Here is a 25,911-nt window from a genome sequence, read left to right on the forward strand (position 1 = left end):
CCTGCCCTTCCTCAGCCGCGCCGCATGACCGAGAGCGGGCTTGTCGGCGCCGCCCCCGTCGCGGTCGCCGTGTACGCCCGCCCGAGATCGACTTGCGGCGTGGACAGACGCGCGAGGACCTGGCCCTCATGGGCGTCGATGACGTAGGCGAGCGCGATCGTTTTTTCGGCATCGGTCTTCTGGTCGGTCACCACGGCATAGCCCCAGCCCTTGAGCGACGCCTCGAGCGCTTGGCCGAAGGGCGAGCCGTCTGGCTTCAGGACGATGGTCGCGGTTCCTGGCCCGGCCTGTTCTGCAAACCGGCTGACCATGTCGCCGGCGATGGCGCTTGCGGCGGGCGCGGAGAGCTCGGTCGGTGCCGAGCTCGCAATGACGCCGCCGGTCCCGACGCTCTGGCAGGCACTGAGCGAAATGGCGAGGCCAGCCGCGAACACAAAACGAAGCATCGGAGAGATTTTTCGCATCACCCTCCCCTCCGAATGGTGATCTTTTCCTGTTTCCAGCCGACGCCGGAAACGAGCACGGCCCGGTCGACGTGATAGTCGACGACCATCATGTTCTCCTTCATGCGGTAATTCACGATGCGGTTCTCGCCGCCGGAGACGACGAAGAGCACCGGCGCGTCCTCGCCCGACAGCGAGGACGGAAACTGGATGTAGGTCTTTGTCCCGTCGGAATAGACGCGGGTCGGCTTCCACCGGGCACGGCCGCTCAGACGATAGGAGAAGTTCAACCGTTCGGCGGGGACGCCGGCGCCGGGGATCGTGCTCGCTTCGATGCGTGCGTTGACGTCGGCAAGCTTGGCCGACACATCTTCCGGATATTCGAAGCCGGCCCGTGCCATGTACTCGCTGGCATGGGACTTCAGCTGGATGTGGTAGGTGCGGCGTGAGGTCGTCACGACCATCGATGTCACTAGGTCGGGCTCCGATGGCTTGACGATAAGGTGGATCGCCTGCCCGCCGACCGCGCCCGACGTCGCTGGCTCGACCTTCCAGCGAACGGTGTCGCCGACGAGCACGTCGCGAACGACCTCGCCGGCCTGAAGCTCGATGTCGCAGACCTGCAACGGCGAGCAGACGATGGACGGCTGGACCTCGCCATAGAGAAAGATCACCTTGCCGTCCGGCCCTTTAGTGACGAGACCTCGGCCGCCTCGCCACTGTCCGGAAAGACCTGTCCCCTTGGCCTCGTTGGCTGTCATGCCTTGCGAGTGCGCGACAGAGGGAAGGAGCAAGGTCGCGCCACCGAGTATAACGGCGACGGCCGCCGACACGGACGCCGCCCGAGACGGAGCAAAAATCTGGTTCATGGGAAAAGGCGCGCCTTTCAAAGCTGGGCGGTCCAGTCGAAATCCCTGAGATAGAGACCGATCGGGTTGAGACGGATGACGCCCTCGTCCTGAGGCGGGGTCAGAGTGACGGTGGCAATGCCGCGAAACCTTCGCACCGCTGTCTCCTTGCCCTTTCGGTCACGCTCGAATTCGGTCCAGTCGATCTGGTAGGACTGGTTGGAGAGGGCGACGATATTGTTGACCTCGATGGCGATCGTCGCCGTCTTGGCCCTCTCGAACGGGGAGTTGCCGCGGAACCAGGCGTTGACCTTCTCGGTCGCGGGATCCGATGTCCTGAGCAGCGCGTAGGTTCGGTCGATGTATTGCTTCTGGACGACGGTATCGGGCGTCACCGAGCGGAAATTGCTAACGAAGCCGCCGAGCGTCGCGCGCACGACCCGAGGATCGGCATATTCGATCTGCTGCGGCGTCCCGGCACTGACGGCGGTCCCAAGCTTGTCGACCTCGACGATGTAGGGAACGAGCTTGACCTGTGTGGACTGCAAGAGCGCGTAAGAGAAGCCGATAACTGCCATGGCCATCGAGGTGATGCCGACGACACGCCAGGCGCTCGCCGCCCGGATATAGCTGCCATATCGCTCGTTCCATTCCTGACGAGCGGCGAGGTAAGGGTTCTCGGGTGCGTCGCGCGATACCATTCCAGCCTCGGCCTCCATGTTATTTGCCGCGTCCGGAGGAAGGGCTTGCGCCCCCTCCAGACGACGATGCGGATTGTTTCTGCCGGCTCTGGTCGAGCTTGGCGTTGGCAAGGCCGAGCGTGGAGGAGCCATAGGCGCCCGGCATGCCTATCGCCTTGTCCTTGGCGGCAGAGGCGAGTGCGCCGGAGGCCGAGCCGACGCCTGCGGTCATGCCTTTCAGCGCCGCCGCCCCCATCGACGACCCATCGCTTCGAGCATTCGAGAAGGCCCCTGCCCCGGCTTTCGCGCCGCCCGCAGCTAAGCTCGCGGCGCCGGCGGCGAAGGAGGCGGCCTGCGCGCCGTGTCGGATGACCTCCATGCCGCCGGTTACCGAAACGCCTTGCACGACACCCTGGACGATGTTCGGCACGTACATCGAGATGATGAAGACGACGACGGAGATGCCGCCGATCGCGAGCGAGGTGATAAACTGGTCCGACGTCGCGGTCGGAGCTTCGGAAAGGCCAAGGAGAGCCTCGGAGCCGATACGGGCGATCATGACGAGCGCCATCAGCTTCATGCCGACGGAGAAGGCATAGACGAGATAGCGGATCGCAAAGTCCTTGGTGAAGGATGAGCCGCCGAGGCCGAGCATGATCATGCCGGCGAGCAGACCGACATACATCTCGACCATCACCGAGACGAAGATTGCCGCGACCAGCGAGAAGCAGATGACGACCACGACCATCGCGAAGACCGCGGCGATCGCCAGCGAATTGTCCTCGAACAGCCCGAATTGCGCCTGCTCCGACATCTTGGAGGCGACTCTGATGCCGGCGTCGAAAATGTTGGCCGGCGATGCGGACCCGCCCCCTGCCCCGATCTGAAACAGGCTGTCGACGACGGACTTTGCGAAATCGGGGCCTTGCTCGAGTACGAACGCGAAGAAGCCGATGAACATGATCCGCCGCACCAATTCGGCGAACCAGCTGTCGAGGGAAGCTGCTTGGATCGCGAGCCAAACGGCGGCGATGCCGACTTCGATGCCGGCCAGAATCCAGAACAGCGAGCGCGCCGCTTGCAACACCGTCGTTTCCCAGCCGCGCGCGGCCGTGACCACTTGGTTTTCGAGGTTGGTCAGGACCTCGCCCTGTTGGGCGACGGCGGGAAACGACGCGAGCAGCACTATCGCTGTCGCAAGCCAGCAGATCTGAAGCTTCTTGAGCTGCCCAAATTTTGTCAGTTCCATCGGGGCTTCATCTCCTGCCCGCCTCGGACGGACCGCTCCGGGTCTCCGCCGAAGAAGTCGCGAGCCTGCTGACGCTGCTTTTCGACTGGCGCTGAAACGTTGAGCCAAAAGGCGAAGGCTGTGATCACGGTGGTCGCTGCAATAATCGCCAGGACGAGAACGTGCCGGCTCACCAGCGTGGCTCCATCATCTGGCCACCGCGGACGCTCGGAAGCGGGGCGTTGAAAAACTTCTCTCGCCGCGCCTGCGCCAGGTCCTTGTCGGCCTGCTCCGACTGGTACCAGGTCCCCATCATGGTCATCTGCTGGGAGACGAGCCCGCGCAGTTTCTGCATCTGGGCGACCTGCTGGGCGGCAATCTGATGCCCGACCTGTAGTGCTTTCATCTGCCCATCCGAGGATTGCGACATCGAGCGGAGCTGGCCCATCGTCGATTCCTCCGACGAAAATTGCTCGGCGGTCAGGCCCGCCGCCCTCAACGTGCCGGCGATGGTGCCGCGGTTCGTCTCGGACCAATTCTGGTAGCTCGACGAGAAGGTCTCACCGTCCGGCAGGTTCGCCTTCAAGTCGGAATAGCTCTGAAAGCGCTGGCCGAGCACGTCGTCGATATTGCCCATCGAGAACGCGATCCCCTGCCCTCCGCCGACGAGGTCCTGCAGACGCCCGAGATTGTTCTCGACCTCGCCCCAGACCTGCTGAGGAAGCCGAGCCGTGTTCTGCAGCATGTTCTCGTAGATCCGGAGCTGGTTCTGGATCTGCTCGGCGAGCTGGGTGATCTGTGTCACCTGATTGTTGACCTGCTCGGCCGACTTGCCGACGAGACTGACCAGCTCCCCATTGTTCAGGATCTGCGTCCATTCCGTCGCCTCGCCGGTCGCGGCTCCTGCGTGGACGTCGGTCGCCGGCAGGATCATCGAAATGAGCGCCGCCGCTGCGACAGTTGCCCTACGACCTTGCCAGAAGTGCTTCGGCATTGCCGATCCCCCTCTCTACGAGCCAGCGAGCCGGCCATTCCGCCCCGTGCTCCGTTTCCAATGCGGTGATGCGTTTCAGATGCTCCCGTCCCGAAGCGCCGACGAAGGAGAGCGTAACGGGGCCGAGCGCCATGTCGAACAGACGGCGGCCGTCAGGCGAGGCGACGTAGTATTCCCGCTTCGGAATAGCAGTCGCGACGATCTCGATCTGCCGCTCGTTGAAGCCGATCCGCTCGTAGAACTCCCGCGTGCCGGATTCGCGTGCCGCGCCGTTCGGCAGGCATATCTTCGTTGGGCAGGATTCCTTCAGGACGTCGATGATGCCGGAACGCTCGGCATCGGAGATCGACTGCGTCGCGAGGATCACGGCGCAGTTCGCTTTGCGCAGAACCTTCAGCCACTCGCGGATCTTGTCGCGGAAGACGGGATGGCCGAGCATCAGCCAAGCCTCGTCGAGAATGATCAGGCTGGGTTCGCCGGTGAGACGCTTCTCGATCCGGCGGAACAGGTAGGTGAGGACCGGCACGAGATTGCGCTCGCCCATGTTCATGAGGTGTTCGATCTCGAAGGTCTGGAAGGAGCCGAGCGACAGCCCGTCCGTCTCGGCGTCGAGAAGCTGACCCATTGGTCCGTCGACGGTGTAGGCGTGGAGCGCTTCCTTGATCTCGCGCATCTGAACACCGGAAACAAAGTCGGAAAGCGAGCGTCCCCTGGCCACCACCATCAGCTCGACCTGCTTCGAGATCGCATTGCGATGGTCGGGCGTCACCGTGACGCCTTGAAGCGCCACAAGCGTCTCGATCCATTCGACTGCGAAGGCTCGGTCGCCATCCGAGTGGAGTTCCGCAAGCGGACAGAAAGACAGCGCGGCGCCGTTGCGCGCGCGATCCCCCTCCCCTGCCCCGACGTCGTAATGGTCGCCGCCCGCGGCGAGCGTCAGCGGCAGCATCGAGCGGCCCTTGTCGAAGGCGAAGATCTGCGCGCTGGCATATCGCCGGAACTGCGCGGCGATCAGCGCCAGCAGCGTCGACTTGCCCGAGCCGGTCGGACCGAAGACCAGCGTATGGCCGACATCGTCGACGTGAAGGTTCAGCCGGAACGGCGTCGTGCCGCTCGCCACTTGCATCAGCGGCGGCGACGCCGGCGGATAGAACGGACACGGTGCCGCTGGACTTCCCGACCAGACCGAATTCAGCGGTATGAGGTCGGCGAGATTGCGGGAGCTGATCAGCGGCTCGCGGATGTTGGCATGGCTGTTCCCCGGCAGACTGCCGAGGAAAGCCTCGGTCGCGTTCAAGGTCTCGATCCGCGCGCCGAACCCTTCGGCCTGGATGAGGCGCCGGACGCCTTCCGCCTTCTCGCGCAGACGTGCCTCCGACCCGTCGAAGAGGACGATGACGGGCGTGTAGTAGCCATAGACGACGAGCTGCGACGACGCCTCGGCGATCGCGTCCTCAGTCTCCGCTACCATCAGCGCCGCGTCCTGGTCGATCGAGCGGCTGTTGGTCTGAAAGAGCTGGTCGAAGAAGGGACGCACCTTCTGCTGCCACTTCTTCCGTGTGCGCTCCAGCTTCTGCCGGGCCTCCTGATCGTCGAGGAACAGGAAGCGGCTCGACCAGCGATAGGTCAGCGGCATCAGGTCGAGGGAGTTGAGAATGCCGGGCCAGCTCTCGGCCGGAAAACCGTCGATCGCGACGACGCCGAGAAAGCGGTTCTCCACCATCGGCGTCAGACCATGATGGAACTCGGCTGTCGCCAGCCAATCGAGATACATCGGGATCTCCGGCAGGCGAACGGGATGGTTCTCGCCCGAGATGCAGAAGCGGATGAACTGGAAGAGCTCGTCATACCGGGCGATCCGGAAGCCGCCCCGCTCTTCGACCTCTCGCGTCATCATGCGGCGGATCGACAGAACGTTGCCGAGATATTGCTCGACCTCGCGGACCGAAGTCTCGAAGGTCTCGAGTGCCGTGTCGGCGAAACTCGCCGAGCGGCTTTCGGGGTCCGAATAGACATAGCGGGCCAAGCCCGACTTCCGCCGCTCCGGCGGCCGATAGGTGAGAATGAGAGCATGACGGCTTTCGAAATGTCCGCTCTCCCGCTCGAAATGCCCGCGGCGCTCCGCGTCGATTGCCCGCGTCACGGGATCGGGAAAGTGGCTGTCGCTGGCAGTGGCGTAGTCGATTGTCGGCATGCGGACGGCCTCGACCTGGATCATCCAGCCCGAGCCGAGGCGCGACAGGATCGTGTTGATCTGCCGCGACACCTCGTTGCGCTCGTTGTCGGTGGAGCTCTCCGAGTCCGGCCCGGCAAAATACCAGCCGGCCATCAGCGAGCCGTCTTTGTTGAGGATGACGCCATTGGCGACGAGGCCGGCATACGGCACGAGGTCCGAGAAGGACGGTCCCAGATGGCGAAAGGCACGAAGAGCGACCATCGTGTCCGCCTCAGTACCGGCGCCAGGGCGTCGAGGTCGCCCTGTAGTGCGGCCGATAGGTGATGTGGCGGGCATAGATCCGACGCATCATTGGATCGGCCTTCGCCATCATGCGCAGCGCGGCGACGACCACGATCCAGACCGCTATCCCGAAAAGGGCCGAATAGACCGTCAGCACCACGAAGATCAGAATCGCGGCCGCCAAACCGGTCACGAGCACCAGCTCGCGGTCCGCCCCCATCAGGAGGTTCGGCCGCGACAATGCACGGTGGATACGGTTGCGCCGCAGGTTGGAGCCGGCGTCAGCCAAGAGCCAACTCCCCTGCCCTGTCGGCAAGGCTCTCCCCGAGAGATGCAATCGAGGCACCCGACGCGCCGAACAGTGCGACGATCTGGGTGGCGCCGAGAAGGATGCCGGCAACGAGCACGACATACATCAGCCGCCGCGCGAAATCGTTGAGCTCGCCGCCGAAGATCAGCATGCCGCCGGCGACCGCGACGGCCGCGAGCGCGATGAAACCCGCGACGGGCCCGGTGATCGATTCCTGGATCTGCTGCAGTGGTCCTTCCCACGGAAGTCCGCCGCCGCCGCCGGCTGCCAGCGCCGGCTCGAGCGTAAGGAGCCCGAGCGCAAGCGCGCCCATGACGGGGATAATCGTCCGCTTACGCGACATGGCGCTCGTCCTTTCGGGGATAGGTCTCGGTTCTATACTGGCCGCCGGCGAAGCTCTCGACGTGGAGGATGTCGCGCACTTCCCGGCCGCGGGCTGTCCGCTCGATCGAGACGATGAGATCGACCGCCTCGCCGATGACTTCACGCATCGGCTGCTGGCTCGCTTCCGCCGTCAGCTGCTCAAGCCGGCGAAGCGCTGAGATCGCGCTGTTAGCGTGGATCGTGGTGATGCCGCCGGGATGGCCGGTGTTCCACGCCTTCAGCAGCGTTAGCGCCGCGCCGTCGCGGACCTCGCCAACGATGATCCTGTCGGGCCGAAGGCGCATGGTCGATTTGAGCAACCGTCCCATGTCGATCGTATCGCTGGTGTGCAGCGACACGGCGTTCTCGGCCGAACACTGGATCTCCGTCGTGTCCTCGAGGATCACCAGCCGGTGCTCCGGAGCGGACGCGACGATCTCCGCGATCACCGCGTTGGCGAGCGTCGTCTTGCCCGATCCGGTGCCGCCGGAGATGACGATGTTGAGGCGCGATGCTATCGCGTTGCGAATGACGGCGGCATGCTCTTCCGTCATGATCCGAGCGACCACATAGGCATCGAGAGAAATCAGCCGCGAGGCCCGCTTTCGGATGGTGAAGGTCGGGGATCCGACGATGGGCGGCAACAGGCCCTCGAAACGATGGCCGCCGATCGGCAGCTCGCCGGAAACGATCGGCCTTTCCTCGTCTACCTCGGATCGAAGCGCGTGAGCAACGCTGCCGATGACGATCTCGGCTGTCCCGGTGCTCATGCTGCCGGCGGCGCCGATCCCCTGCCCCAGCCGTTCGATGAACAGCCGGCCATCCGGGTTGAGCATCACCTCGACGACCGTCGGGTCGTCGAGCGCGGCGCAGAGCTGGTCGCCCAGCGCTTCCTGCAGTTTGCGGACGAGCCGCGGATGCGAACGGAGTTGAACCATGGGATCCTCCATCCGTCCGTCAGGCTGCGATCTTTTGGAGGCCGGCGATCTCGGATCGGTAGCGAGGCGACCGAACGCGGAGGAAGCTCGCCCGGTCGACGGGCAGCGTGCCAGCGACGCTCATCACCTCGCCGATCATGCGAGGCTGGCCGATACGCTGCAACGGCCAGGACGCGCGGCTGAGTATCCGTTCGAACCTCGTATCCGTGACGGTCACAATCTCCGAGTAGTGGTTCGCAATCGACCACTCGATAATGCCGGCTAACATCGTGAGCGTCGCTTCGTGCAGCGACTTCCCTCGCGTCGTCGCGAGGCTGGTATCGACGCAGAATCGCGAGCTCTCGATCATACCGTCATGGGCTTCGAGGTTTTTGCCGTCGAGCAGCTGCGGGAAGACATCGGCGACCATGGTCGGGCCGGTTGCCGGCAGGAGACGGGCGCAGCCGGCAACGACGCCGTCGTCCGTCAGGGCGACGATGGTGGTCACGTCCAACTCGTCGAAACGATCCTTCTCGCAGCCGCTTCTCGTCGTAATGTCCCAGCCGAGGCGATCGGCGAAGACGCGCGCCCGAAGTCGATGTGTCTCATCAATGACCGCGCAGTGGGCGTCCCGTTCTGTGGCGTGAATGGCAAGTGCCTGCATTCGTGAAAGCTCCGTCGGTTTGTCGTCGGAGCGGAATGAGCACGGATGGAATCGGGGCGTGGACTGTCGAATTAACGGGGGGTCAACGAGTGAGTCGGGCTATACCGGCTTGATTACCTCGGGGATCCGATAAAACTCGCACCGAGCAGCCTTGCATGACCTCGTTAATTAGCGGGGTCGTTTGAACGTAAAAAATACTGGCAGAACACCGAGTAAGCAATTGAAATAAAACGAGAAAGACACTCCTTTCGAATTTCGCTCAGTGGGCTGAACCTCGCGTGTCTTAAGGACTTGTTAACCCTAATCTCCTTGCGGGTAATCGGAAATCAGACATAATAGCGCCAGACGGGCCAATAGGGCCATTCTGGCGCTATTATGTGGTGAACATCTCAATCATGGTCTCGCTTCCATCCTTCGAATTTGACGATAAGATTTTGGCGCAGGGAGCCGAGATTTCCCGGAAGCTTGATCAACTGCGGCAGGAGAAGTTTCCGCCGGATGCCAAGAAAACGCTTCGCCGATTCGCTATGGCGGAGGTGGCTCATTACCTGGGCGTCAGTCCTAATAATTTGAAGAGGCTTCATCTCGAAGGCAAAGGACCCGAGCCCCTGGTTGTCAGTGGTGGTAGGCGATTCTACGATGCCAAGCAGATGATCGAGCTTAGGCATTATCTCGACAAAAATGGTCGATCCGATGCGAAGAAATATGTCCCACAGCGAAAAGGCAGTGAGAAACTTCAGGTCATAGCGGTCGTCAATTTTAAGGGCGGTTCAGGGAAAACAACAACGACAGCTCATCTTGGACAGCATCTGGCACTGACCGGGCACCGCGTGCTGGCAGTGGATCTTGATCCACAGGCTTCTCTTTCTGCTCTTCATGGTTTTCAGCCAGAGATTGATCAGAATTCATCGCTGTATGATGCTCTTAGGTACGACGACGAGAGAAAGCCGATCAGGGATATTATCCTGCCGACCAATTTTCCGCTGCTCGACATTGTGCCAGCGAATCTAGAACTTCAGGAGTATGAATACGACACTCCGCTAGCAATGCAGACCTCGCAGGAGGGAAAGCGCTTTTTCACGCGGTTAGGAACTTCGCTCGCCGAAGTCGATGATACGTATGACGTCGTCATTATCGACTGTCCACCGCAGCTTGGTTATTTGACGCTTACCGCGCTGACGGCGGCAACTTCTGTCCTGATCACCGTCCACCCTCAAATGCTGGATCTGATGTCCATGAGCCAGTTTTTACTCATGCTTGGCAACATTACTCGGACGATCAAAAAGGTTGGTGCCAACGTCAATATGGACTGGCTTAGATATCTGATAACTCGGTACGAGCCAATGGACATACCTCAGGCTCAGATGCTTGGCTTTATGCAATCGATCTTAGCTGAGGAGATTCTAAAGAGCCCAATGGTCAAGTCGACAGCGATTTCAGACGCGGGACTGACGAAGCAGACGCTTTACGAGGTGGAGCGGGCGAACTTTAATCGCGACACATACGATCGGGCGATCGAGTGTATGGACGCCGTAAACTTCGAGATACAGGCGCTCATTCATCAAGCATGGGGTAGGCAGTGATGTTGACGGCCGTCAAAATTGCTAAAATCGTATTCGTTTCAAAGCACTACCCATAGGAACACATATAGTGGCCCGCAAGAATCCATTTGCCACTCTCCTTGATGAGGGACAGAGACCTGAGGTGGCACAACCTGCCTTGGACTATGCCATGAAGGGAGCCTCGCGATCGCTCCTCAGCTCTATCGACGAAATGGCGACTCGAGCAGACAAATTAATTCAGGGGGAGACGATCATTGACCTCAACCCGGACGTGGTCGACCCCTCCTTTGTCAAAGATCGGCTTGTTGCTGACGAGCAAGAATTCAACGATTTGGTCGACGCCATCCGTGAGCGTGGTCAAGATTCACCCATTTTGGTGCGACCACATCCGTCGAAGGGCGGTCGATATATGGTCGTTTTCGGCCACCGTCGACTGCTCGCAGCAAAAGCTCTTGGACGGCAAGTTCGTGCGGTCGTAAAGGAAATGAAAGATACCGAGCATGTTGTTGCGCAGGGGCAGGAGAACTCCGCGCGTGCCAATCTCTCTTTCATCGAAAAGGCTTTCTTTGCCGGAAACCTTGCTCGGCTAAGATACGATGAAGATAATGGTCTTGTGTTAGCGGCGCTGTCGATTGATCGCGCGACGCTTTCGAAGATGCTCTCCGTAGCGTCTCTCCCTGCTGAAGTTCTAACTGCTATTGGTCCAGCAAAAGCAATCGGCAGAGATCGATGGTACGAGTTGAAGCTTTTGCTGGAGCAACCAGCAAATCTCGAGTCAGCGTTGACTGCCGTCAACGACCCGCATTTTTCGTCTCATTCGAGTGACGAGCGATTCAGTATTCTTCTATCTCGAGTCAAAGAGGCGAAGGCGCATTCGCGCGCAAAGTCGCTGCCGAGGAAAGACAAGTGGTCGGCTAGCGATGGTCGATTGGCAGCCGAAATCGTAGCAGATGGAAAAAGGTTCACTTTAGCACTCAAGGCTAAGGGAACGGACGCGACTGCGTTCGGTCAATACCTGACTGATCACCTCGGCCAGCTTTACGAGGCCTTCAGACAGGACAAGTCAACAAACGACGGAGATTGAGCCGCAAAAGAAAAAGGCCCCCGAAAAAATTCCGGAAGCCCTTCTCGACGTGTGACAGCCAGAGAATCGCATTTCCCGAATCAACAGTCAAGAATTTTTGGCGCTCTTTCGGCGAGCAGGTTTCTTTTGCCTAACGATAGGTGAGAGAGAATGGAACCGCACATGTCAACGACGCCCTTTGGGCGGCGAACGCTATCGCTTGCCCATGTGGCAGCGCAGATGTCTGCAAAGGAACGAGAGCCGGAAGCCTCGACGCACAAGTGGCAGATCTTCCGGTCGATCTGTACCGCGAAAGATAGGATCGGCGTCACCGAACGGGCTCTGTCCGTCCTGAACGCCCTACTGACGTTCTTCCCCGAAACCGTCCTGTCGGGCGACAACCTCGTCGTCTTCCCGTCGAACGACCAGCTTTCGCTTCGCGCTCACGGCATGGCGCCGTCGACGCTTCGCCGGCATTTGGCGGTCCTGGTGGACGCCGGCGTCATCGTCCGGCGCGACAGTCCGAACGGCAAGCGCTACGCCCGAAAGGGGAGGGGAGGGGACATCGAGTTGGCCTTCGGCTTCGACCTAGCTCCGATCGTCGCCCGCGCCGAAGAGTTCGAACGCCTTGCTGAAGAGATCCTCGCCGAGGATCGCGCGCTGAAACTTGCCCGCGAGCGCGTCAGCATCTGTCGGCGAGACATCGCCAAAATGATCGAGACAGGTCTCGAAGAAGACGTCCCGACGCGTAGGGACGGGCAGGGGCCTGCTGACTGGCAAGAGGTCCACCTCATGTTCAGAGCCATCATCAACGGCATTCCGCGCAACGCGACCCGCTATCAGGTCGAACGCGCGGCCCAGGAACTCTCACTCCTCGCCGATGAAGTGCTCAACATTCTGGAAATGCACGTTAAAGCTCAGAATCCGGGCGCCAATGAGTCCCATTCCGGGCGGCACAAACAGAATTCAAATCCAGAACCATTTATTGAAGTTGAACCTCGCTCTCGAATAAGCGACGGGGCAAAAGCCGAGCCAGACCCACAAACGCAGCTGATGCCGGAAAAGACCTTTCCGCTGGCCATGGTGCTGCAGGCCTGCCCCGACATATCGGATTACGCCAAGGGCGGGATCGGCAACTGGCGCGATCTGGTGGCGACCGTTGCCGTCGTCCGCCCGATGCTGGGGATTAGCGCCAGCGCCTGGGAGGATGCCTGCACCGTCATGGGCGAGGTGGAGGCGGCGATCGTGCTCGCGGCCATTCTCCAGCGTGGTGAGAGCATCAGTTCGGCGGGTGGCTATCTGCGCAGCCTGACGGGGAGGGTGCGGGCCGGCGAATTCTCGCTCGGCCCGGTGTTGATGGCGCTTCTTCGAAAGCGCAAGGCCGACCCTGGCAGTCTGCGCAGTGCTTGAATTGCCAATGGAAGCGGGTTTGCTCAAATCGCCAGCTCACGTTTGCGATCTACAAATTTGACGGGATTCAACTTTATGCGCTATTTATAGACCAATCTGGTATCTGAACCTCGTTCATTTGGAGAGTGGGAGGAATGGGTCGATGGCAAAGCCTGCAGAACGGGCCTACTCCAAGGTCACCCAGGAGGCCGCGGCTCTTTTGGGCCAGCAGATTCGCATGGCGCGCCTCGAGCAGAGAATGACGGCCGACGATCTTGCCGAACGCGTCGGCATATCGCGTGGGCTTCTTCAACGGATCGAGCGCGGCGATCTCGGTTGCGCGATAGGCGCCGTGTTCGAGGCGGCGGCTGTCCTTGGCATTCCGCTTTTCGGTATCGATCACCGTGGACTGACGGATCGTCTGGCCGCGAATGCCCATATCCTGACGCTGCTTCCCAAGACCGCGCGACCGGTGCAGCGGCCCGTGAAGGACGACTTCTGACATGGGCTACGATGAGGCCTATGTCTGGTTCTGGATGCCGGGAGCGATCAAGCCCGTCGTCGCGGGCCGGCTTGCCCGGTACGGAGTGCGCCTCGTCTTCAACTATGGCCGCGGTTATCTCGCGCGAGCCGATGCAGTGCCCCTCTATCTGCCGGAGCTTCCGCTGGAGCCGGGTGAGCTGCCGCTGCCGGCTGGCCTCTCGATGCCGAGCGCGATCCGGGATGCCGCCTCGGATGCCTGGGGACGCCGCGTCATCGTCAACCGGCGGTTCGGCTCAAAACGCGGCGACATCGATATCGGGCAGCTCGACGAACTCACCTACCTCCTCGACTCCGGTTCCGACCGGATCGGCGCTTTGGATTTTCAGAGATCGGCGACAGACTACGTGCCGCGAGAGACGAGGGCCGCGTCACTCGAGGAACTCCTGACCTCTGCGGAACGCGTCGAATCCGGTCAGCCGATCACTCCCGAACTCGATCTGGCGTTGTTCCACGGGAGTTCCCTCGGCGGCGCGCGCCCGAAGGCGATGATCGAGGAGAGAACGTCCAAGTCGATCGCCAAATTCTCTTCCCGGACCGACGTGTTCAACGTCGTGAAAGGTGAGTTCGTCGCAATGCGGCTTGCCGCGGCGTGCGGCCTCGACGTTGCCGCTGTGCGTCTCGTCTCGGCCGCCGGCAAGGACGTCCTTCTCGTCGAACGCTTCGACCGGGAGGTCTCTTCCGAAGGATGGCGGCGAAAGGCCATGGTGTCGGCACTGACGCTGTTCGGCCTTGATGAGATGATGGCCCGTTATGCCAGCTACGAAGACTTTGCCGAAATCATCCGCCGTCGTTTCCCCGAGCCGACAAAAACCCTTCGCGAGCTCTATGCGCGCCTAGTCTTCAACATTCTCTGCGGCAATACCGATGACCATGCCCGCAATCACGCGGCTTTCTGGAACGGCAAGTCGCTCAGCCTGACGCCCGCCTACGACATATGTCCGCAGGGTCGTGCGGGGAACGAGGCGAGCCAGGCCATGCTGATCATGGGGCAGGATCGGCGAAGCCGGCTAAGCACATGTCTTGCCGCGGCCCCGATGTTTCGGCTTCGCGCGGATGAGGCATTGCACCTGATCGAAAAACAGATTCTCACGATTGTCGACCGCTGGACCACGGTTTGTGACGATGCCGGTTTGAGCGTGGTCGATCGCAACGTGATGTGGCGCCGGCAATTTCTCAATCCGGTCATTTTCGAAAATGCGCCCGCGCAGATCGCAGATCTTGTCACATAGCGCGATGCGAACGCCCGATAGCTGATTTGGCGCTGATGACTGAATATGCGAAAGACGTGCTGGTGGATGCCGACCACCTTGGACCGAGTCCGACCCCGCTCTTTGGGGATGGCTTTCCTGGTCCACACCCGGCCTTCCACGATCAACCCGCAAGGGGTCCGCTACGCTAGCGTGCGGCCACTTGGCTTCGCCTTCGCGGTGATCGCGGCCGGGTGAGGACACTGACGGAGCCATCGAGCGGGGATCGGCCTCGCTCCCAGGTGGAGCCCTCAGATGTCGCACGATCTTTCCCTCGCACAATCACACGCTTTCGCACTCTCCCGCACGCTGATGGTGCCGGTCACGCTCTTCCGGGTCGACGGCGAATTCGCCGTCCTGCCGACTGACGAGCTGGGCGGCGCCGATGTCGAAACGCTCGTCGAATACGATCCCTTCGAGTTCGGCCCGGCTCATTGAGCCGGGATCGCCCTTGCGGTCGGCTGCCACCGGCGTCCGGGCGGCAGCAAGGGAGGCTTCGCCGCGGGCCAGGCAAGGCGGGTTCCCCGCGATCCTGGCTCTTTCCGCGCCCTTGCTCCCGTCCGGTCTCGGCGGCGGGGGATGGGCTGCTTCCGTGATCCTTGGGAACACAAAACCTATCAAGAAAGGACCGGTCCTCGGAAAGGGCGGGTAAACAGACATGGAAAAATGGGACATCGAGGATTTGCGCGGCCGTGTACCCTGCGCGGCGGTTCTGGAAAGGGCCGGTTTTGCGATCGATGTGAAGGAGAGTACGCGCCGCGCGGTGAAACACCGGCGCGCCGCCGAGATCGTCATCGTCATCCATGAGGGGCGCGGCTGGTTCGATCCTCTGTCCGACGCCAAGGGCGACATCTTCTCGCTGGTGATGCATCTCGTGAGCGTCGATTTCCCGGAGGCGCTGACGCGGATCGCCGATCTCGTCGGATTCTTGCCAAGTGAGCCCGCCTGGCGAGGACAGCTGGGCAGGGGCAAGCCGAAAGCATCCATATCAGAACGCTGGCGCGCGCGAGCGCGACCGTCGCGCAGCTCGGCAACCTGGCGGTATCTGTCGGAAGTGCGCTTCCTCCCCGAGGATATTCTTCGCGCCGCGCTCGCCCAGAATCTCCTTCGCGAAGGGCCGAAGGGCTCGATGTGGGCCGCACATACCGGTGAGGGCGATGCCGTGACCGGCTGGGAAGAGCGTGGCCCCGACTGGCGCGGCTTTTCCGCCGGTGGCGCGAAAACTCTCTTTCGTTTCGGAGCTATCGACGCCTTCCGCTTCTGCGTCACGGAGGCCGCGATCGACGCCATGAGCCTCGCCGCGATCGAGCGCATGCGCGAGGATACGCTCTATCTCAGCACGGGCGGAGGCTGGTCTCCGGCGGCAGCGGACGCAATTCGGGCGCTCGTCGCATGTCCCGTTCCGCGTCCCCGCGCGCAGCTCGTTGCGGCGACTGATGGGTCGTGTCCGTCAACGTGGTGGAAATTGAGTGTAGCTGAAGCGGCTCCGTTTCAGGCGACTTCGGTGGAAATCTGTTCGGGTTTTGCAGTGTTGCCCATGGCCATGAGGTCGGCCATGGGTTCGGTCTGCATGTAGCGGTTCTGGATCTGCCATTCGTCGTTGGCCTCGAGAAGGACGGCGCCGATGAGCCGGATGATGGATCCCTCGTTCGGGAAGATTCCGACGACGTCGGCACGCCGCTTCACCTCCTTGTTCAGGCGCTCCAGGGAATTCGTCGAATGGATCCGGGTCCGGTGCTGACTGGGAAAATCCATGTGCGCCAGCACGTCGGTCTCGCTGTTGTCGATGAAGGCCCCGAGCTTTGGACACTTTCCCCGAAGCTGGTCGGCGACGTGGCGCAGCGCCTGGCTGGCGCTAGCACGATCGGGCTGGGCGAAGGCTTGGCGCAGCGCGGCCGCCGCCATGCTCTGCTGCGCCTTCGGGACATACGACAGGGCGTTGCGCATCCAATGCACCCGGCAGCGCTGCCAGGAGGCGCTGAACACCCGGCGAATGGCGGCTTTCAGCCCTTCGTGAGCATCCGAGATCACGAGCTTCACGCCGGACAGGCCGCGGCGCACGAGGCTCTTGAGGAAGCTCGACCAAAACGTCTCCGCTTCCGAGGGGCCGATGTGAAGGCCGACGATCTCGCGCTTGCCGTCCGTGTTCACGGCCACGGCGATTATGGCGGCGACCGAAACGATGCGTCCACCCTCGCGCTGCTTCAGGTAGGTCGCATCCAGCCAGAGGTAGGGCCAGTCGCCAGTGAGAGGACGGTCGAGGAAGCCGCCGACGCGTTCGTCGATGTCTTTGCACAGCTTCGATACGGTGCTCTTGCCGATCCCCGACAGCCCCATGGCCTGTACCAGATCGTCGACCCGCCGGGTGGAAACGCCGCTGATCCAAGCTTCCTGAATGACGGCAACCAAGGCCTTCTCCGAGAGCTTTCTCGGCTCCAGGAACGGCGGGAAGTAGCTGCCCTGCCGAAGCTTGGGTATCCGAAGCTGCAACGAGCCGAGCCGCGTGTCGAGCGAGCGGTCGCGGTAGCCATTGCGATAAGTCGCCCGTTCCTGCGTCCGTTCGTGGCGCCCGGCGCCGATCATGCCTTCAACGTCGACCTCCATAAGGAGCTGCATCACGCTCTCGGCTATCGTTCTCAGGAAATCGCCGTCCCCGGCTTTCGCAAAAAGCTCGGCAAGCGGTAGTCTGTCCTCGGTCATCGGGTTCTCCGGTCAGGTTGAAGTCTCGCAACTCCACCTTAGCCGCCCTATCCGGTGACCGCCTCAGCCACACCTTTCAATGTCGGAATTTCCACCACGAGCGCGGACACTACCGACTGATGCCAACACCCAAGGCGAGGCCTTTGCCTTCAGACTGCGGGCCATCGCGGAAGCTGCGGATTGCGATTGGCTGCGGCTCAAGCCCTCGGCTGAGGATTGGAACGAGGTGCTGAGGACGAGGGTGATGGAGAAGCGGAGAACAAGAAGGAAAGGAAACCCGACTGCCGCATGGCCGCCGTCCGCATCAAGGGTGACGCTTCGCCCGGCTCTGCCGGCCCTTGACCCTGCCGGACGGAATGGCGGCCGCACAGGAGGGGTCCGGAAGGGCTGAAGGGATGAGCGGTCAGGTGGATCGCGCGCGCTTCGAGCCCGGACAGGCCGAGGAGCCATCCCATGCAGACCCTCTCTCCAATCCGCAAAGTCTTCCAGGGCGTCGCCACCCGCCGGGAGATGTTCCAGATGTTCGACCGCCATGCGCCGGATCCGGAGATCGAGCGTCGGCGCACCGGCGCGCTTCATGCCGGCGAGTGGTTCGAAATCGACGAGGCCGAGCACGACTATATGTTGGAGATTTTGCCGCCGCTCTGGATGCGCGGCGACATGTTCGCGATGCGTGAGTTTCTCGTCGGTACTGTCACCAGCGTCTTCTTCACGCTGCGGATCGACGGCCGCACACGGTGGACTTGCCCCGGAAAAGTGGAGAGTTCTCAATGAGGCATGAGGAACTCCATGGCGAAGACACAGCGACGATTTACGAAGGAATTCGAGGAGGAAGCCGTCCGTCTGGTTGAGACGAGCGGCCGGACGCAGCGCGAGATCGCGGAGGACCTTGGCGTTGGGCTATCGACACTGCGGCGCTGGATCGACAAGCGGCGCGACGCCTTGATAGAAAGCCCGCCTCCCGACCGCGTCGAGGACATGGCTGCGGAGATGAAGCGGCTGCGGCGGGAGAATGAGATCCTTCGTCAGGAGCGTGGCATCCTGAAGAAGGCGATGGCTTTTTTCGCCCGGGAGGGAAGTCGGTGAGGTTCGAACTCATCGATGCGGCGAAAGAAGAATTCCCCGTCCAGCGTCTCTGCAAGGTCCTCGGCGTCAGCTCGAGCGGCTATTTTGCATGGAAGGATCGACCGGCCTGCCGCCGGCAGCAGCGCGACATGGTGCTTCTGGCGCATGTCCGCTCGGCGTTTCGGTTGTCGAACGGCACCTATGGGAGTCCTCGCATGCGGCATGAACTCCAGGCCGAGGGGATCGCTATCGGGCGCCGTCGGACAGCGCGCCTGATGCGCGAGAACGGCCTCAAGGCCCGGCAGAAGCGGCGGTTCAAGCGAACGACGGACAGCCTGCACGCCTTCCCGATCGCGCCGAACCTCCTTGATCAGGACTTCGCGACCGAACGCCGGGACGAGAAGTGGGGAGCCGACATCTCCTATGTTTGGACGCGAGAGGGCTGGCTGTATCTCGCCGTCGTCATCGACCTGTTCGCCCGGCGCGTCGTCGGCTGGGCCGTCAGCGATCGTCTACACAAGGAGTTGGCTCTCGAGGCGCTCCGCAAGGCCCTCGTCCTGCGCCGCCCGAAAACCGGCCTGATCCATCATTCTGACCGCGGCAGCCAATATTGCTCGATCGACTATCAGGCCGAGCTACGCAGGTACGACGTGCTGATCTCGATGTCCGGCAAGGGCAACTGCTATGATAATGCGATGGTCGAGACCTTCTTCAAGACGTTGAAATCCGAGCTGGTCTGGCGCACCGTCTTCCAGACCAGGACCGAGGCGAAGGCGGCCATCGGCCGCTACATCGACAGCTTCTACAACCCCGTCCGGCGCCATTCCGCGCTCGACTTCATCAGCCCCGTCCAGTTCGAACGACTGGCCGCCGCGTAATCAAAACGCTCTCCACTAAAAGGGGGCAAGTCCACGGTTCTTCCATGCCTATTGCGATCTCTCCGACAGCGGCTCGCCGGCGCGCATGCGGGCAGCAATCACCGAGCGGGAATGGCCCCCCATCCAGACGATGACGCGGGCCGAGAAGCTCGAGCATATCTGGAGCATCACACACGACGATTATCGCGGCTATGCCGGCGAGCGATGGCCGCAGGTGCTGCGCGGCACCCGCACTGTGCTGCTCTACGGGGGCGGTGAAGGGACATTCTTCAAGCGCCTCGACGATCTGACTGACGTTGAGATCGCCGCCAAGCTGCCGGTGCATCTGCGCGATCGGAGCGATGCCATGGCGGCGTGAGCGATCGCACGACCACCCGCATGCTCGATGCGCTGCCGGCGAGCCTGCCGATTCCGGCGCGTGTACCGCCCGGATCGACCCCTTTTCAACCTCGTGCCATCGCCAACCGCCGACCCCTGCCGGCGGACCGATGCCGCGCGCCTTCACGACAAGGAGATTTCCTCATGGCGGACAACGCCCCCTTCACCATCGACCTTTTCGGCGGCTCCTCGCTGTCGTCAGGGCTCGATCTCGGCCTCACGGCCTTTTCCAGCGTCGATGCCCGAGCTGGCGTAGCCAATGACGACGATCCCTCACCAAGTCCACCGGCGGCCGCACCGGCAATGCCGGTTGGCGCGGCCCAACGTCCCGAGCCGGTCACGCCGAAGGGCCGCGGTACCAACTTCCATCTCACCGCCGACCGCGAGCTTGCCAGGGGTTGGAAGGAGCGGGCCCGTGCCAACGTCGCTGCGATCCGGCTCGCCGGCGACATCGAGCGCCAGCAGAGACCCGCAAACCGTACCGAACAGGAGCAATTGATCCGCTTCACCGGCTTCGGCGCGTCGGATCTGGCGAACGGCATGTTCCGGCGGCCGGGGGAGGGCGGTTTCCGGAAAGACTGGGACGAACTCGGTGTCGAGCTGCAGGATGCTGTTTCGACGTCGGATTACGCCTCGCTCGCCCGGTGTACCCAATATGCCCACTTCACGCCGGAATTCATCGTCCGGGCGATGTGGGCCGGTCTCCGGCGCCTCGGCTGGCGGGGAGGGCGCGTGCTGGAGCCCGGAATCGGAACCGGCCTGTTCCCGGCGCTGATGCCTGAGAGCCTGCGCGACGTCTCCTTCGTCACCGGCATCGAGCTCGATCCGGTAACTGCACGCATTGCCGGGCTCTTGCAGCCGCGAGCCCGGATCATCCAGGGCGATTTCGCGCGCACCGAGCTGCCGGCGAGCTTCGACCTCGCCATAGGCAATCCACCGTTCTCCGACCGGACGGTGCGCAGCGACTCAGCCTATCGCAGCCATGGCTTCCGGCTGCACGACTTCTTTATCGCGAAGGCCATCGACCGGCTGAAGCCCGGCGCGCTCGCCGCCTTCGTCACATCGAGCGGCACGATGGACAAGGCCGATGCCAGCGCCCGCGAGCATATCGCGAAGACGGCTGACCTCGTCGGTGCGATCCGCCTGCCCGAGGGCAGCTTTCGCGCCGATGCCGGCACCGACGTCGTGGTGGACATCCTGTTCTTCCGCAAACGCAAGATCGGCGAACCGAAACGCGATCTCTCCTGGCTCGAACTCGAAGAGGTTCGTCCCGCGACCGGCGACGAGGGCGCAATCCGCGTCAACCGCTGGTTCGCGCGGCATCCCGATCAGGTGCTCGGGAATCACGCGCTGGCTTCGGGCCCCTTCGGCGAGCGCTATACCTGTCTGCCACGCGCCGGCGAGGAGCTGGAGGCTGCGCTCGATGCCGCGATCCTCTCGCTTCCGGAGGCCCTCTACGACGGCGAGCCCGACGCGATCGATTCCGATTTAGAGGAGGAACTGGGCGATATCGCAGGCGGGCCTGCTGCCGAGACGCATGTGCGCGTCGGCAGCTATTTCGTCGACAACCGTCATGGGCTGATGCAGATCGTCGATGGCGCGCCCATCACTATCACGGTCCGCAAGGGCCGAGGTACCAATGGTGCTGTCGATGGTTTGCCGGAGAAGCACGTCCGGATCATCCAGAAGCTGATTCCGGTCCGTGACGCGATCCGCGCCGTGCTGAAGGCCCAGGAATGCGACCAGCCCTGGCGCGAAGCGCAGGTGAAACTCCGCATCGCCTGGAGCGCCTTCGTCCGGACCTTCGGGCCGATAAATCACACCACCGTCTCCGTCAGCGAGGATGCCGAGACGGGCGAGGTGCGCGAGACGCACCGCCAGCCGAACCTTGCGCCCTTCCGCGACGATCCCGATTGCTGGCTCGTCGCCTCGATCGAGGACTACGATCTCGACACCGATACCGCGAAGCCCGGTCCGATCTTCACCGAACGGGTGATCGCCCCGCCGGCGCCGCCGGTCATCACCTCGGCTGCCGACGCGCTCGCCGTGGTTCTGAATGAAATTGGGTCTGTCGATCCCGATCATATCGCCGAACTGCTGCATCGGGACGTCGAGGATGTCATTGCCGAATTGGGCAATGCGATCTTCCGCGATCCGGCGGGCGGCTCCTGGCAGACGGCGGACGCCTATCTCTCCGGACCGGTGCGCGACAGGCTGAAGGCGGCGGAGAGTGCCGCGGCGCTCGATGCGGCCTTCGCGCGCAACGTCACGGCTTTGCAGGCCGTGCAGCCGGCGGATTTGCGTCCCTCCGACATCACCGCGCGCCTCGGAGCGCCGTGGATCCCGGTGAGCGATGTCGTCGCCTTCGTCGTGGAGATGATGGGCGCCGAGATCCGAATCCACCATATGCCGGAACTCGTGACCTGGACAGTCGAGGCGCAGCAACTCGGCTATAGTGCCGCCGGCACGTCGGTATGGGGCACCGATCGCCGCCATGCCGGCCAGCTTCTTTCCGATGCGTTGAACTCGTCAGTGCCGCAAATCTTCGACATCTTGAGAGAAGGCGAAAGCGAAAAGCGGGTGTTGAACGTCGTCGACACGGAAGCGGCGAAGGAGAAGCTGCAGAAGATCAAGACCGCCTTCCAGTCCTGGGTCTGGTCCGATCCCGACCGAACCGACCGGCTGGCGCGGGTCTACAACGACCGCTTCAACAATATCGCGCCGCGCGCCTTTGACGGCTCCCACCTGCAACTGCCCGGCGCGTCTGGCGCCTTTTCTCTTTATGGGCACCAGAAGCGCGGCATCTGGCGGATCGTCGCGGCAGGATCGACCTATCTCGCCCATGCCGTCGGCGCCGGCAAGACGATGACGATGGCGGCCGCCATCATGGAGCAGCGAAGGCTCGGCCTCATCGCCAAGGCCATGCTGGTCGTTCCCGGCCATTGCCTGGCGCAGGCCGCGCGCGAATTCCTCGCACTCTATCCGAACGCCCGCATCTTCGTCGCCGACGAGACGAACTTCACCAAGGACAAGCGCCAGCGCTTCCTGTCGCGCGCGGCAACCGCCACCTGGGATGCTGTTATCATCACCCATTCGGCCTTCCGCTTCATCTCCGTTCCTGCCGCCTTCGAAAGCCAGATGATCGACGACCAGCTGGCGCTCTACGAGAGCCTGATGGCGAAGGTCGACAGCGAGGACCGCGTCTCGCGCAAGCGACTCGAGAGGTTGAAGGAGGGCCTGAGGGAACGTCTCGTCGATCTCGCCACGCGTAAGGACGATCTTCTGACCATCGGCGAGATCGGCGTTGACCAGATCATCGTCGACGAGGCGCAGGAGTTTCGGAAACTCTCCTTCGCGACCAACATGTCGACGCTGAAGGGCGTCGATCCCAACGGCTCGCAGCGGGCCTGGGACCTGTTCGTGAAGTCGCGCTTCATTGAGACGAAGAATCCGGGCCGGGCGCTGGTGCTCGCCTCCGGCACGCCGATCACCAATACGCTCGGCGAGATGTTTACCGCGCAGCGGCTGATGGATCGTCCTGCACTCGTCGCGCGCGGCCTGCACGAGTTCGACGCCTGGGCGAGCACGTTCGGCGATACCTCGACCGAACTCGAGCTTCAGCCATCGGGCAAATACAAGCCGGTCACAAGGTTCAGCCAGTTCGTCAACGTTCCCGAGCTGATCGCCATGTTCCGGTCCTTCGCCGATGTGGTGATGCCCGAAGACCTGCGCCAATACGTCAAGGTGCCGGCGGTCTCGACGGGCAGGCGCCGGATCGTCACAGCCGAGGCGACGCCGGCATTCCGAGGCTACCAGCGCCTGCTCGATGCCCGCATCACCGCGATCGAAATGAGGGACCGGCCGCCGCAGCCGGGCGACGATATCCTGCTCTCGGTCATCACCGACGGGCGGCATGCGGCCATCGATCTTCGGCTCGTCGATCCGGAGATGGACAACGAGGCGGGCAACAAGCTCAATCTGCTGATCGCCAACACCTTTCGCATCTGGCAGGAGACGGCCGAGAACGCTTATGTCCGGTCCGATGGCAAGCCCTACGAGCTGCCCGGCGCCGCGCAGATGATCTTCTCCGATCTCGGCACGATCGGCGTCGAGAAAAGCCGGGGCTTCTCGGCCTACCGCTGGATCCGCGACGAACTCGTTCGCTCTGGCATCCCGGCCGCCGAGATCGCCTTCATGCAGGACTACAAGAAGTCCGAGGCCAAGCAGCGGCTGTTCGGCGACGTCAGGGCCGGCAAGGTGCGCATCCTGATCGGATCGTCGGAAACCATGGGCACCGGCGTCAACGCGCAACTCCGGCTGAAGGCGCTGCACCATCTCGACGTGCCCTGGCTTCCCTCGCAGATCGAGCAGCGCGAGGGCCGCATCATCCGCCAGGGCAATCAGCACCAGGAAGTCGATATCTTCGCCTACGCGACGCTCGGATCGATGGATTCGCAGATGTGGCAGAACAACGAGCGCAAGGCTCGCTTCATCACCGCCGCCCTCTCCGGCGACACGTCGATCCGCCGGCTGGAGGACATGGGCGAGGGGCAGGCCAGCCAGTTCGCCATGGCCAAGGCCATCGCGTCCGGCGACGAACGGCTGATGCAGAAGGCCGGGCTGGAGGCCGAGATCGCCCGTCTCGACCGGCTGCGCGCCGCGCATGACGACGATCAATTCGCCATCCGCCGTCAGATCCGGGATGCGGAACGCGACATCGAGGTCTCGACCCGCCGTATCGCCGAGATTGGCCGTGACCTCGAGCGGCTGATCCCGACCTCGGGCGAGGCCTTCGCGATGACGGTCACCGACAAGTGCTTCACCGAACGCAAGCTCGCCGGTCGCGCGTTGATGAAGGAAATCCTGACGCTCGTTCAGCTCAGCCAAGAGGGCGACACCGCCATCGCCGCTATCGGCGGTTTCGACCTCGCATTCTCCGGCGAGCGGTTCGGGCGCGACGGTTATCGCTACGCCACCATGCTACTTCGTACCGGCGACGAGCACGAAGTCGATCTCGACATGACGGTCACGCCGCTCGGCGCCGTCTCGCGGTTGGAACATGCGCTGGCAAACTTCGAAGGCGAGCGTGATGGTCATCAGGTTCGGCTGCGCGACGCTGAGCGCCGCCTTGCGTCCTACCGGTCGCGTGTTGGCGAGAAATTCGCCTTCTCTGCGGAACTGACGATGAAACGCGATCAACTGGCCGAGATCGAGAAGGCGCTTGCCGCGGATTCCGCGGGAGCGGCCGAGAGAAACTCGCTCGCCGCGTAAGCCGCAGCGGCGTTATTCCAACAGCTCAGCGCAATTCCTCGATCAGCTCCGGATGCCGGTCGAGGAGACGTATTAACTGGCTGGTCGGGCCGCTCGGCTCGACCAGTCCCCGCTCGTATTTGTCGAAGGCATTCTCTCCGACCTTCAGCAGATAGCCGGCTTCCCGCTGCGACAGCTTCAGTTTCGCGCGCACTCGCCGGATCGTCGCCGGCGAGGGAAGGCCCTCGATCCTTTCCTTCATGGAGCGCAGGGCCGCGTCGACAACCGCCATGTCGTCGCCGATATGGACGCCGTCGCCGCCGTCCGCCGGATAATAGCCGGGCAGCGCCACGGTGATGGCCTCGCCCTTGTAGGCAACGACGAAGGACCGCACCTCACGGCGCAATGTTTCCCCGGTTTCCGGGGAAACCATCGTCTCCGGCAAAGCATGTTTCGAAACCACCATGATCATTTCTCCTTGAACGACATGACCGTGAACTCGGTGATAACGTCCGCCTGAAACTTCACATACAAAACCATGCCCCGCGCCGGGACATGATAGACGTCCTGCCAGACGCGATGATCGGCAAACGTCGTCATCGACTTGTAGAACATCCCTCGGTCCATGCCCGCGATAGTCTCGACGACCCCGCCGCGGTCGAATCCCAAGGCCAGCGCGTCCCGCAAGGCCGACGTTGTCATCGCCAGCGACCCGACCGATCCGAGCGCCAGTTTGATCGCATCGAGATCATAGGTCGGACGTTGTTTCTCCATCATCGCATAATGCCACCATAAAGGGGGCAAAGCAAGGAGTTCGGGGGTGGGGAAAAGGAGGGAAGAAGACCATTTCGCTGACCGGCTTCGCCGCCGCCGCTGACGCTCAACCGTCGCCCTCGCGATCCCGACCCGTCGTCCTTTGCAGGGCTTTCGC

General features: G+C 62.6%; 24 protein-coding genes and 2 pseudogenes. 12 read left to right on the forward strand and 14 right to left on the reverse strand.

The genetic code is table 11. The annotated features are described in order from the left end of the window. Nucleotides 1-11 precede the first annotated feature (11 nt). Genes trbH through traI form a run of 11 tightly spaced genes read right to left on the reverse strand, consistent with a single transcriptional unit; the run spans nucleotide 12 to nucleotide 8,905 of the window. Entirely contained in the window at nucleotides 12-446 is a 435-nt protein-coding gene (gene trbH / locus Sa4125_RS23735) for a conjugal transfer protein TrbH (RefSeq protein ID WP_224008532.1), read from the reverse strand. 17 nt (nucleotides 447-463) lie between these two features. Further along, nucleotides 464-1,312 (reverse strand): P-type conjugative transfer protein TrbG, encoded by an 849-nt coding sequence (trbG, locus tag Sa4125_RS23740; protein ID WP_224008534.1) that lies wholly within the window; start codon nucleotides 1,310-1,312, stop codon nucleotides 464-466. Between the two features lie 17 nt (nucleotides 1,313-1,329). Continuing rightward, nucleotides 1,330-1,992, reverse strand: coding sequence for a conjugal transfer protein TrbF (locus tag Sa4125_RS23745; protein WP_224008536.1), 663 nt, complete (start codon nucleotides 1,990-1,992; stop codon nucleotides 1,330-1,332). A gap of 19 nt (nucleotides 1,993-2,011) precedes the next feature. Beyond that, nucleotides 2,012-3,220 carry a P-type conjugative transfer protein TrbL gene (trbL, locus tag Sa4125_RS23750; RefSeq protein ID WP_224008539.1) on the reverse strand — a complete coding sequence of 403 codons (1,209 nt, stop codon included), beginning with the start codon at nucleotides 3,218-3,220 and terminating at the stop codon, nucleotides 2,012-2,014. After that, entirely contained in the window at nucleotides 3,211-3,393 is a 183-nt protein-coding gene (gene trbK, locus Sa4125_RS23755) for an entry exclusion protein TrbK (protein WP_224008542.1), read from the reverse strand. Before trbK ends, trbL begins: the two co-directional genes overlap by 10 nt. Then, nucleotides 3,390-4,193, reverse strand: coding sequence for a P-type conjugative transfer protein TrbJ (gene trbJ / locus Sa4125_RS23760; protein ID WP_224008545.1), 804 nt, complete (start codon nucleotides 4,191-4,193; stop codon nucleotides 3,390-3,392). The genes trbK and trbJ overlap by 4 nt, the downstream gene beginning before the upstream one ends. Then, complete coding sequence (locus Sa4125_RS23765; protein ID WP_224008548.1) at nucleotides 4,165-6,630, reverse strand: conjugal transfer protein TrbE; 2,466 nt, start codon at nucleotides 6,628-6,630, stop codon at nucleotides 4,165-4,167. Before Sa4125_RS23765 ends, trbJ begins: the two co-directional genes overlap by 29 nt. Nucleotides 6,631-6,640: 10 nt before the next feature. After that, on the reverse strand, nucleotides 6,641-6,940 hold the full coding sequence (locus tag Sa4125_RS23770) for a conjugal transfer protein TrbD (protein ID WP_224008551.1): 300 nt from the start codon (nucleotides 6,938-6,940) through the stop codon (nucleotides 6,641-6,643). Then, nucleotides 6,933-7,274: a TrbC/VirB2 family protein gene (locus Sa4125_RS23775; protein ID WP_267461386.1), complete on the reverse strand. Its 342-nt coding sequence runs from the start codon at nucleotides 7,272-7,274 to the stop codon at nucleotides 6,933-6,935. Before Sa4125_RS23775 ends, Sa4125_RS23770 begins: the two co-directional genes overlap by 8 nt. A 19-nt stretch (nucleotides 7,275-7,293) precedes the next feature. Further along, complete coding sequence (trbB, locus tag Sa4125_RS23780) at nucleotides 7,294-8,262, reverse strand: P-type conjugative transfer ATPase TrbB (protein WP_224008558.1); 969 nt, start codon at nucleotides 8,260-8,262, stop codon at nucleotides 7,294-7,296. A gap of 19 nt (nucleotides 8,263-8,281) precedes the next feature. Further along, nucleotides 8,282-8,905 (reverse strand): acyl-homoserine-lactone synthase TraI, encoded by a 624-nt coding sequence (traI, locus tag Sa4125_RS23785; RefSeq protein ID WP_224008561.1) that lies wholly within the window; start codon nucleotides 8,903-8,905, stop codon nucleotides 8,282-8,284. A 395-nt stretch (nucleotides 8,906-9,300) separates the two neighbouring features. Here traI and repA point away from each other — a divergent pair, with 395 nt between their 5' ends. The 7 genes from repA (at nucleotide 9,301) to Sa4125_RS23820 (ending at nucleotide 16,285) form a co-directional block, all read left to right on the forward strand. Further along, nucleotides 9,301-10,488, forward strand: a complete 1,188-nt coding sequence (gene repA / locus Sa4125_RS23790; protein WP_224008585.1) for a plasmid partitioning protein RepA — start codon at nucleotides 9,301-9,303, stop codon at nucleotides 10,486-10,488. A 67-nt stretch (nucleotides 10,489-10,555) separates the two neighbouring features. Then, nucleotides 10,556-11,551, forward strand: a complete 996-nt coding sequence (gene repB / locus Sa4125_RS23795; protein WP_224008564.1) for a plasmid partitioning protein RepB — start codon at nucleotides 10,556-10,558, stop codon at nucleotides 11,549-11,551. A 150-nt stretch (nucleotides 11,552-11,701) separates the two neighbouring features. Beyond that, entirely contained in the window at nucleotides 11,702-12,940 is a 1,239-nt protein-coding gene (gene repC / locus Sa4125_RS23800; RefSeq protein WP_224008567.1) for a plasmid replication protein RepC, read from the forward strand. A 142-nt stretch (nucleotides 12,941-13,082) separates the two neighbouring features. Next, complete coding sequence (locus tag Sa4125_RS23805) at nucleotides 13,083-13,421, forward strand: helix-turn-helix transcriptional regulator (protein ID WP_224008570.1); 339 nt, start codon at nucleotides 13,083-13,085, stop codon at nucleotides 13,419-13,421. Between the two features lie 34 nt (nucleotides 13,422-13,455). Then, nucleotides 13,456-14,691: a HipA domain-containing protein gene (locus tag Sa4125_RS23810; RefSeq protein ID WP_224008317.1), complete on the forward strand. Its 1,236-nt coding sequence runs from the start codon at nucleotides 13,456-13,458 to the stop codon at nucleotides 14,689-14,691. A gap of 273 nt (nucleotides 14,692-14,964) precedes the next feature. Continuing rightward, nucleotides 14,965-15,147: a hypothetical protein gene (locus tag Sa4125_RS23815; protein ID WP_224008321.1), complete on the forward strand. Its 183-nt coding sequence runs from the start codon at nucleotides 14,965-14,967 to the stop codon at nucleotides 15,145-15,147. Nucleotides 15,148-15,367: 220 nt separating this feature from the next. Then, nucleotides 15,368-16,285 (forward strand): DUF3991 and TOPRIM domain-containing protein, encoded by a 918-nt coding sequence (locus Sa4125_RS23820; RefSeq protein WP_224008324.1) that lies wholly within the window; start codon nucleotides 15,368-15,370, stop codon nucleotides 16,283-16,285. Here Sa4125_RS23820 and Sa4125_RS23825 read toward each other — a convergent pair. Beyond that, nucleotides 16,201-17,409, reverse strand: a complete 1,209-nt coding sequence (locus Sa4125_RS23825) for an IS256 family transposase (RefSeq protein WP_223998301.1) — start codon at nucleotides 17,407-17,409, stop codon at nucleotides 16,201-16,203. The two genes, Sa4125_RS23820 and Sa4125_RS23825, sit on opposite strands and share 85 nt — an antisense overlap. A 79-nt stretch (nucleotides 17,410-17,488) precedes the next feature. Here Sa4125_RS23825 and Sa4125_RS23830 point away from each other — a divergent pair, with 79 nt between their 5' ends. The 5 genes and pseudogenes from Sa4125_RS23830 to Sa4125_RS23850 all read left to right on the forward strand — a co-directional run bounded on the left by Sa4125_RS23830 (nucleotide 17,489) and on the right by Sa4125_RS23850 (nucleotide 25,001). Continuing rightward, nucleotides 17,489-17,800 (forward strand): toprim domain-containing protein, encoded by a 312-nt coding sequence (locus Sa4125_RS23830; protein ID WP_224008327.1) that lies wholly within the window; start codon nucleotides 17,489-17,491, stop codon nucleotides 17,798-17,800. 62 nt (nucleotides 17,801-17,862) lie between these two features. After that, nucleotides 17,863-18,150, forward strand: a pseudogene (locus Sa4125_RS23835) (DUF1419 domain-containing protein); the annotation flags it as partial. Nucleotides 18,151-18,198: 48 nt separating this feature from the next. Further along, nucleotides 18,199-19,352 (forward strand): IS3 family transposase gene (locus Sa4125_RS23840; RefSeq protein ID WP_223999062.1). Its coding sequence is split into 2 segments (ribosomal slippage): nucleotides 18,199-18,463 and nucleotides 18,463-19,352, totalling 1,155 coding nucleotides; the frame shifts between segments, so codons are not numbered across the junction. Nucleotides 19,353-19,386: 34 nt separating this feature from the next. After that, nucleotides 19,387-19,710: pseudogene (locus Sa4125_RS23845) on the forward strand (hypothetical protein); the annotation flags it as partial. A 164-nt stretch (nucleotides 19,711-19,874) separates the two neighbouring features. Further along, nucleotides 19,875-25,001, forward strand: a complete 5,127-nt coding sequence (locus tag Sa4125_RS23850; RefSeq protein ID WP_224008330.1) for a DEAD/DEAH box helicase family protein — start codon at nucleotides 19,875-19,877, stop codon at nucleotides 24,999-25,001. A gap of 25 nt (nucleotides 25,002-25,026) precedes the next feature. Here Sa4125_RS23850 and Sa4125_RS23855 read toward each other — a convergent pair whose 3' ends face one another. Both Sa4125_RS23855 and Sa4125_RS23860 read right to left on the reverse strand, forming a co-directional pair. Beyond that, nucleotides 25,027-25,446, reverse strand: coding sequence for a type II toxin-antitoxin system MqsA family antitoxin (locus Sa4125_RS23855; protein ID WP_224008333.1), 420 nt, complete (start codon nucleotides 25,444-25,446; stop codon nucleotides 25,027-25,029). 2 nt (nucleotides 25,447-25,448) lie between these two features. After that, entirely contained in the window at nucleotides 25,449-25,754 is a 306-nt protein-coding gene (locus Sa4125_RS23860) for a type II toxin-antitoxin system MqsR family toxin (protein ID WP_224008588.1), read from the reverse strand. Nucleotides 25,755-25,911 lie beyond the last annotated feature (157 nt).

This window comes from Aureimonas sp. SA4125 (assembly GCF_019973775.1).
Taxonomy (GTDB): domain Bacteria; phylum Pseudomonadota; class Alphaproteobacteria; order Rhizobiales; family Rhizobiaceae; genus Plantimonas.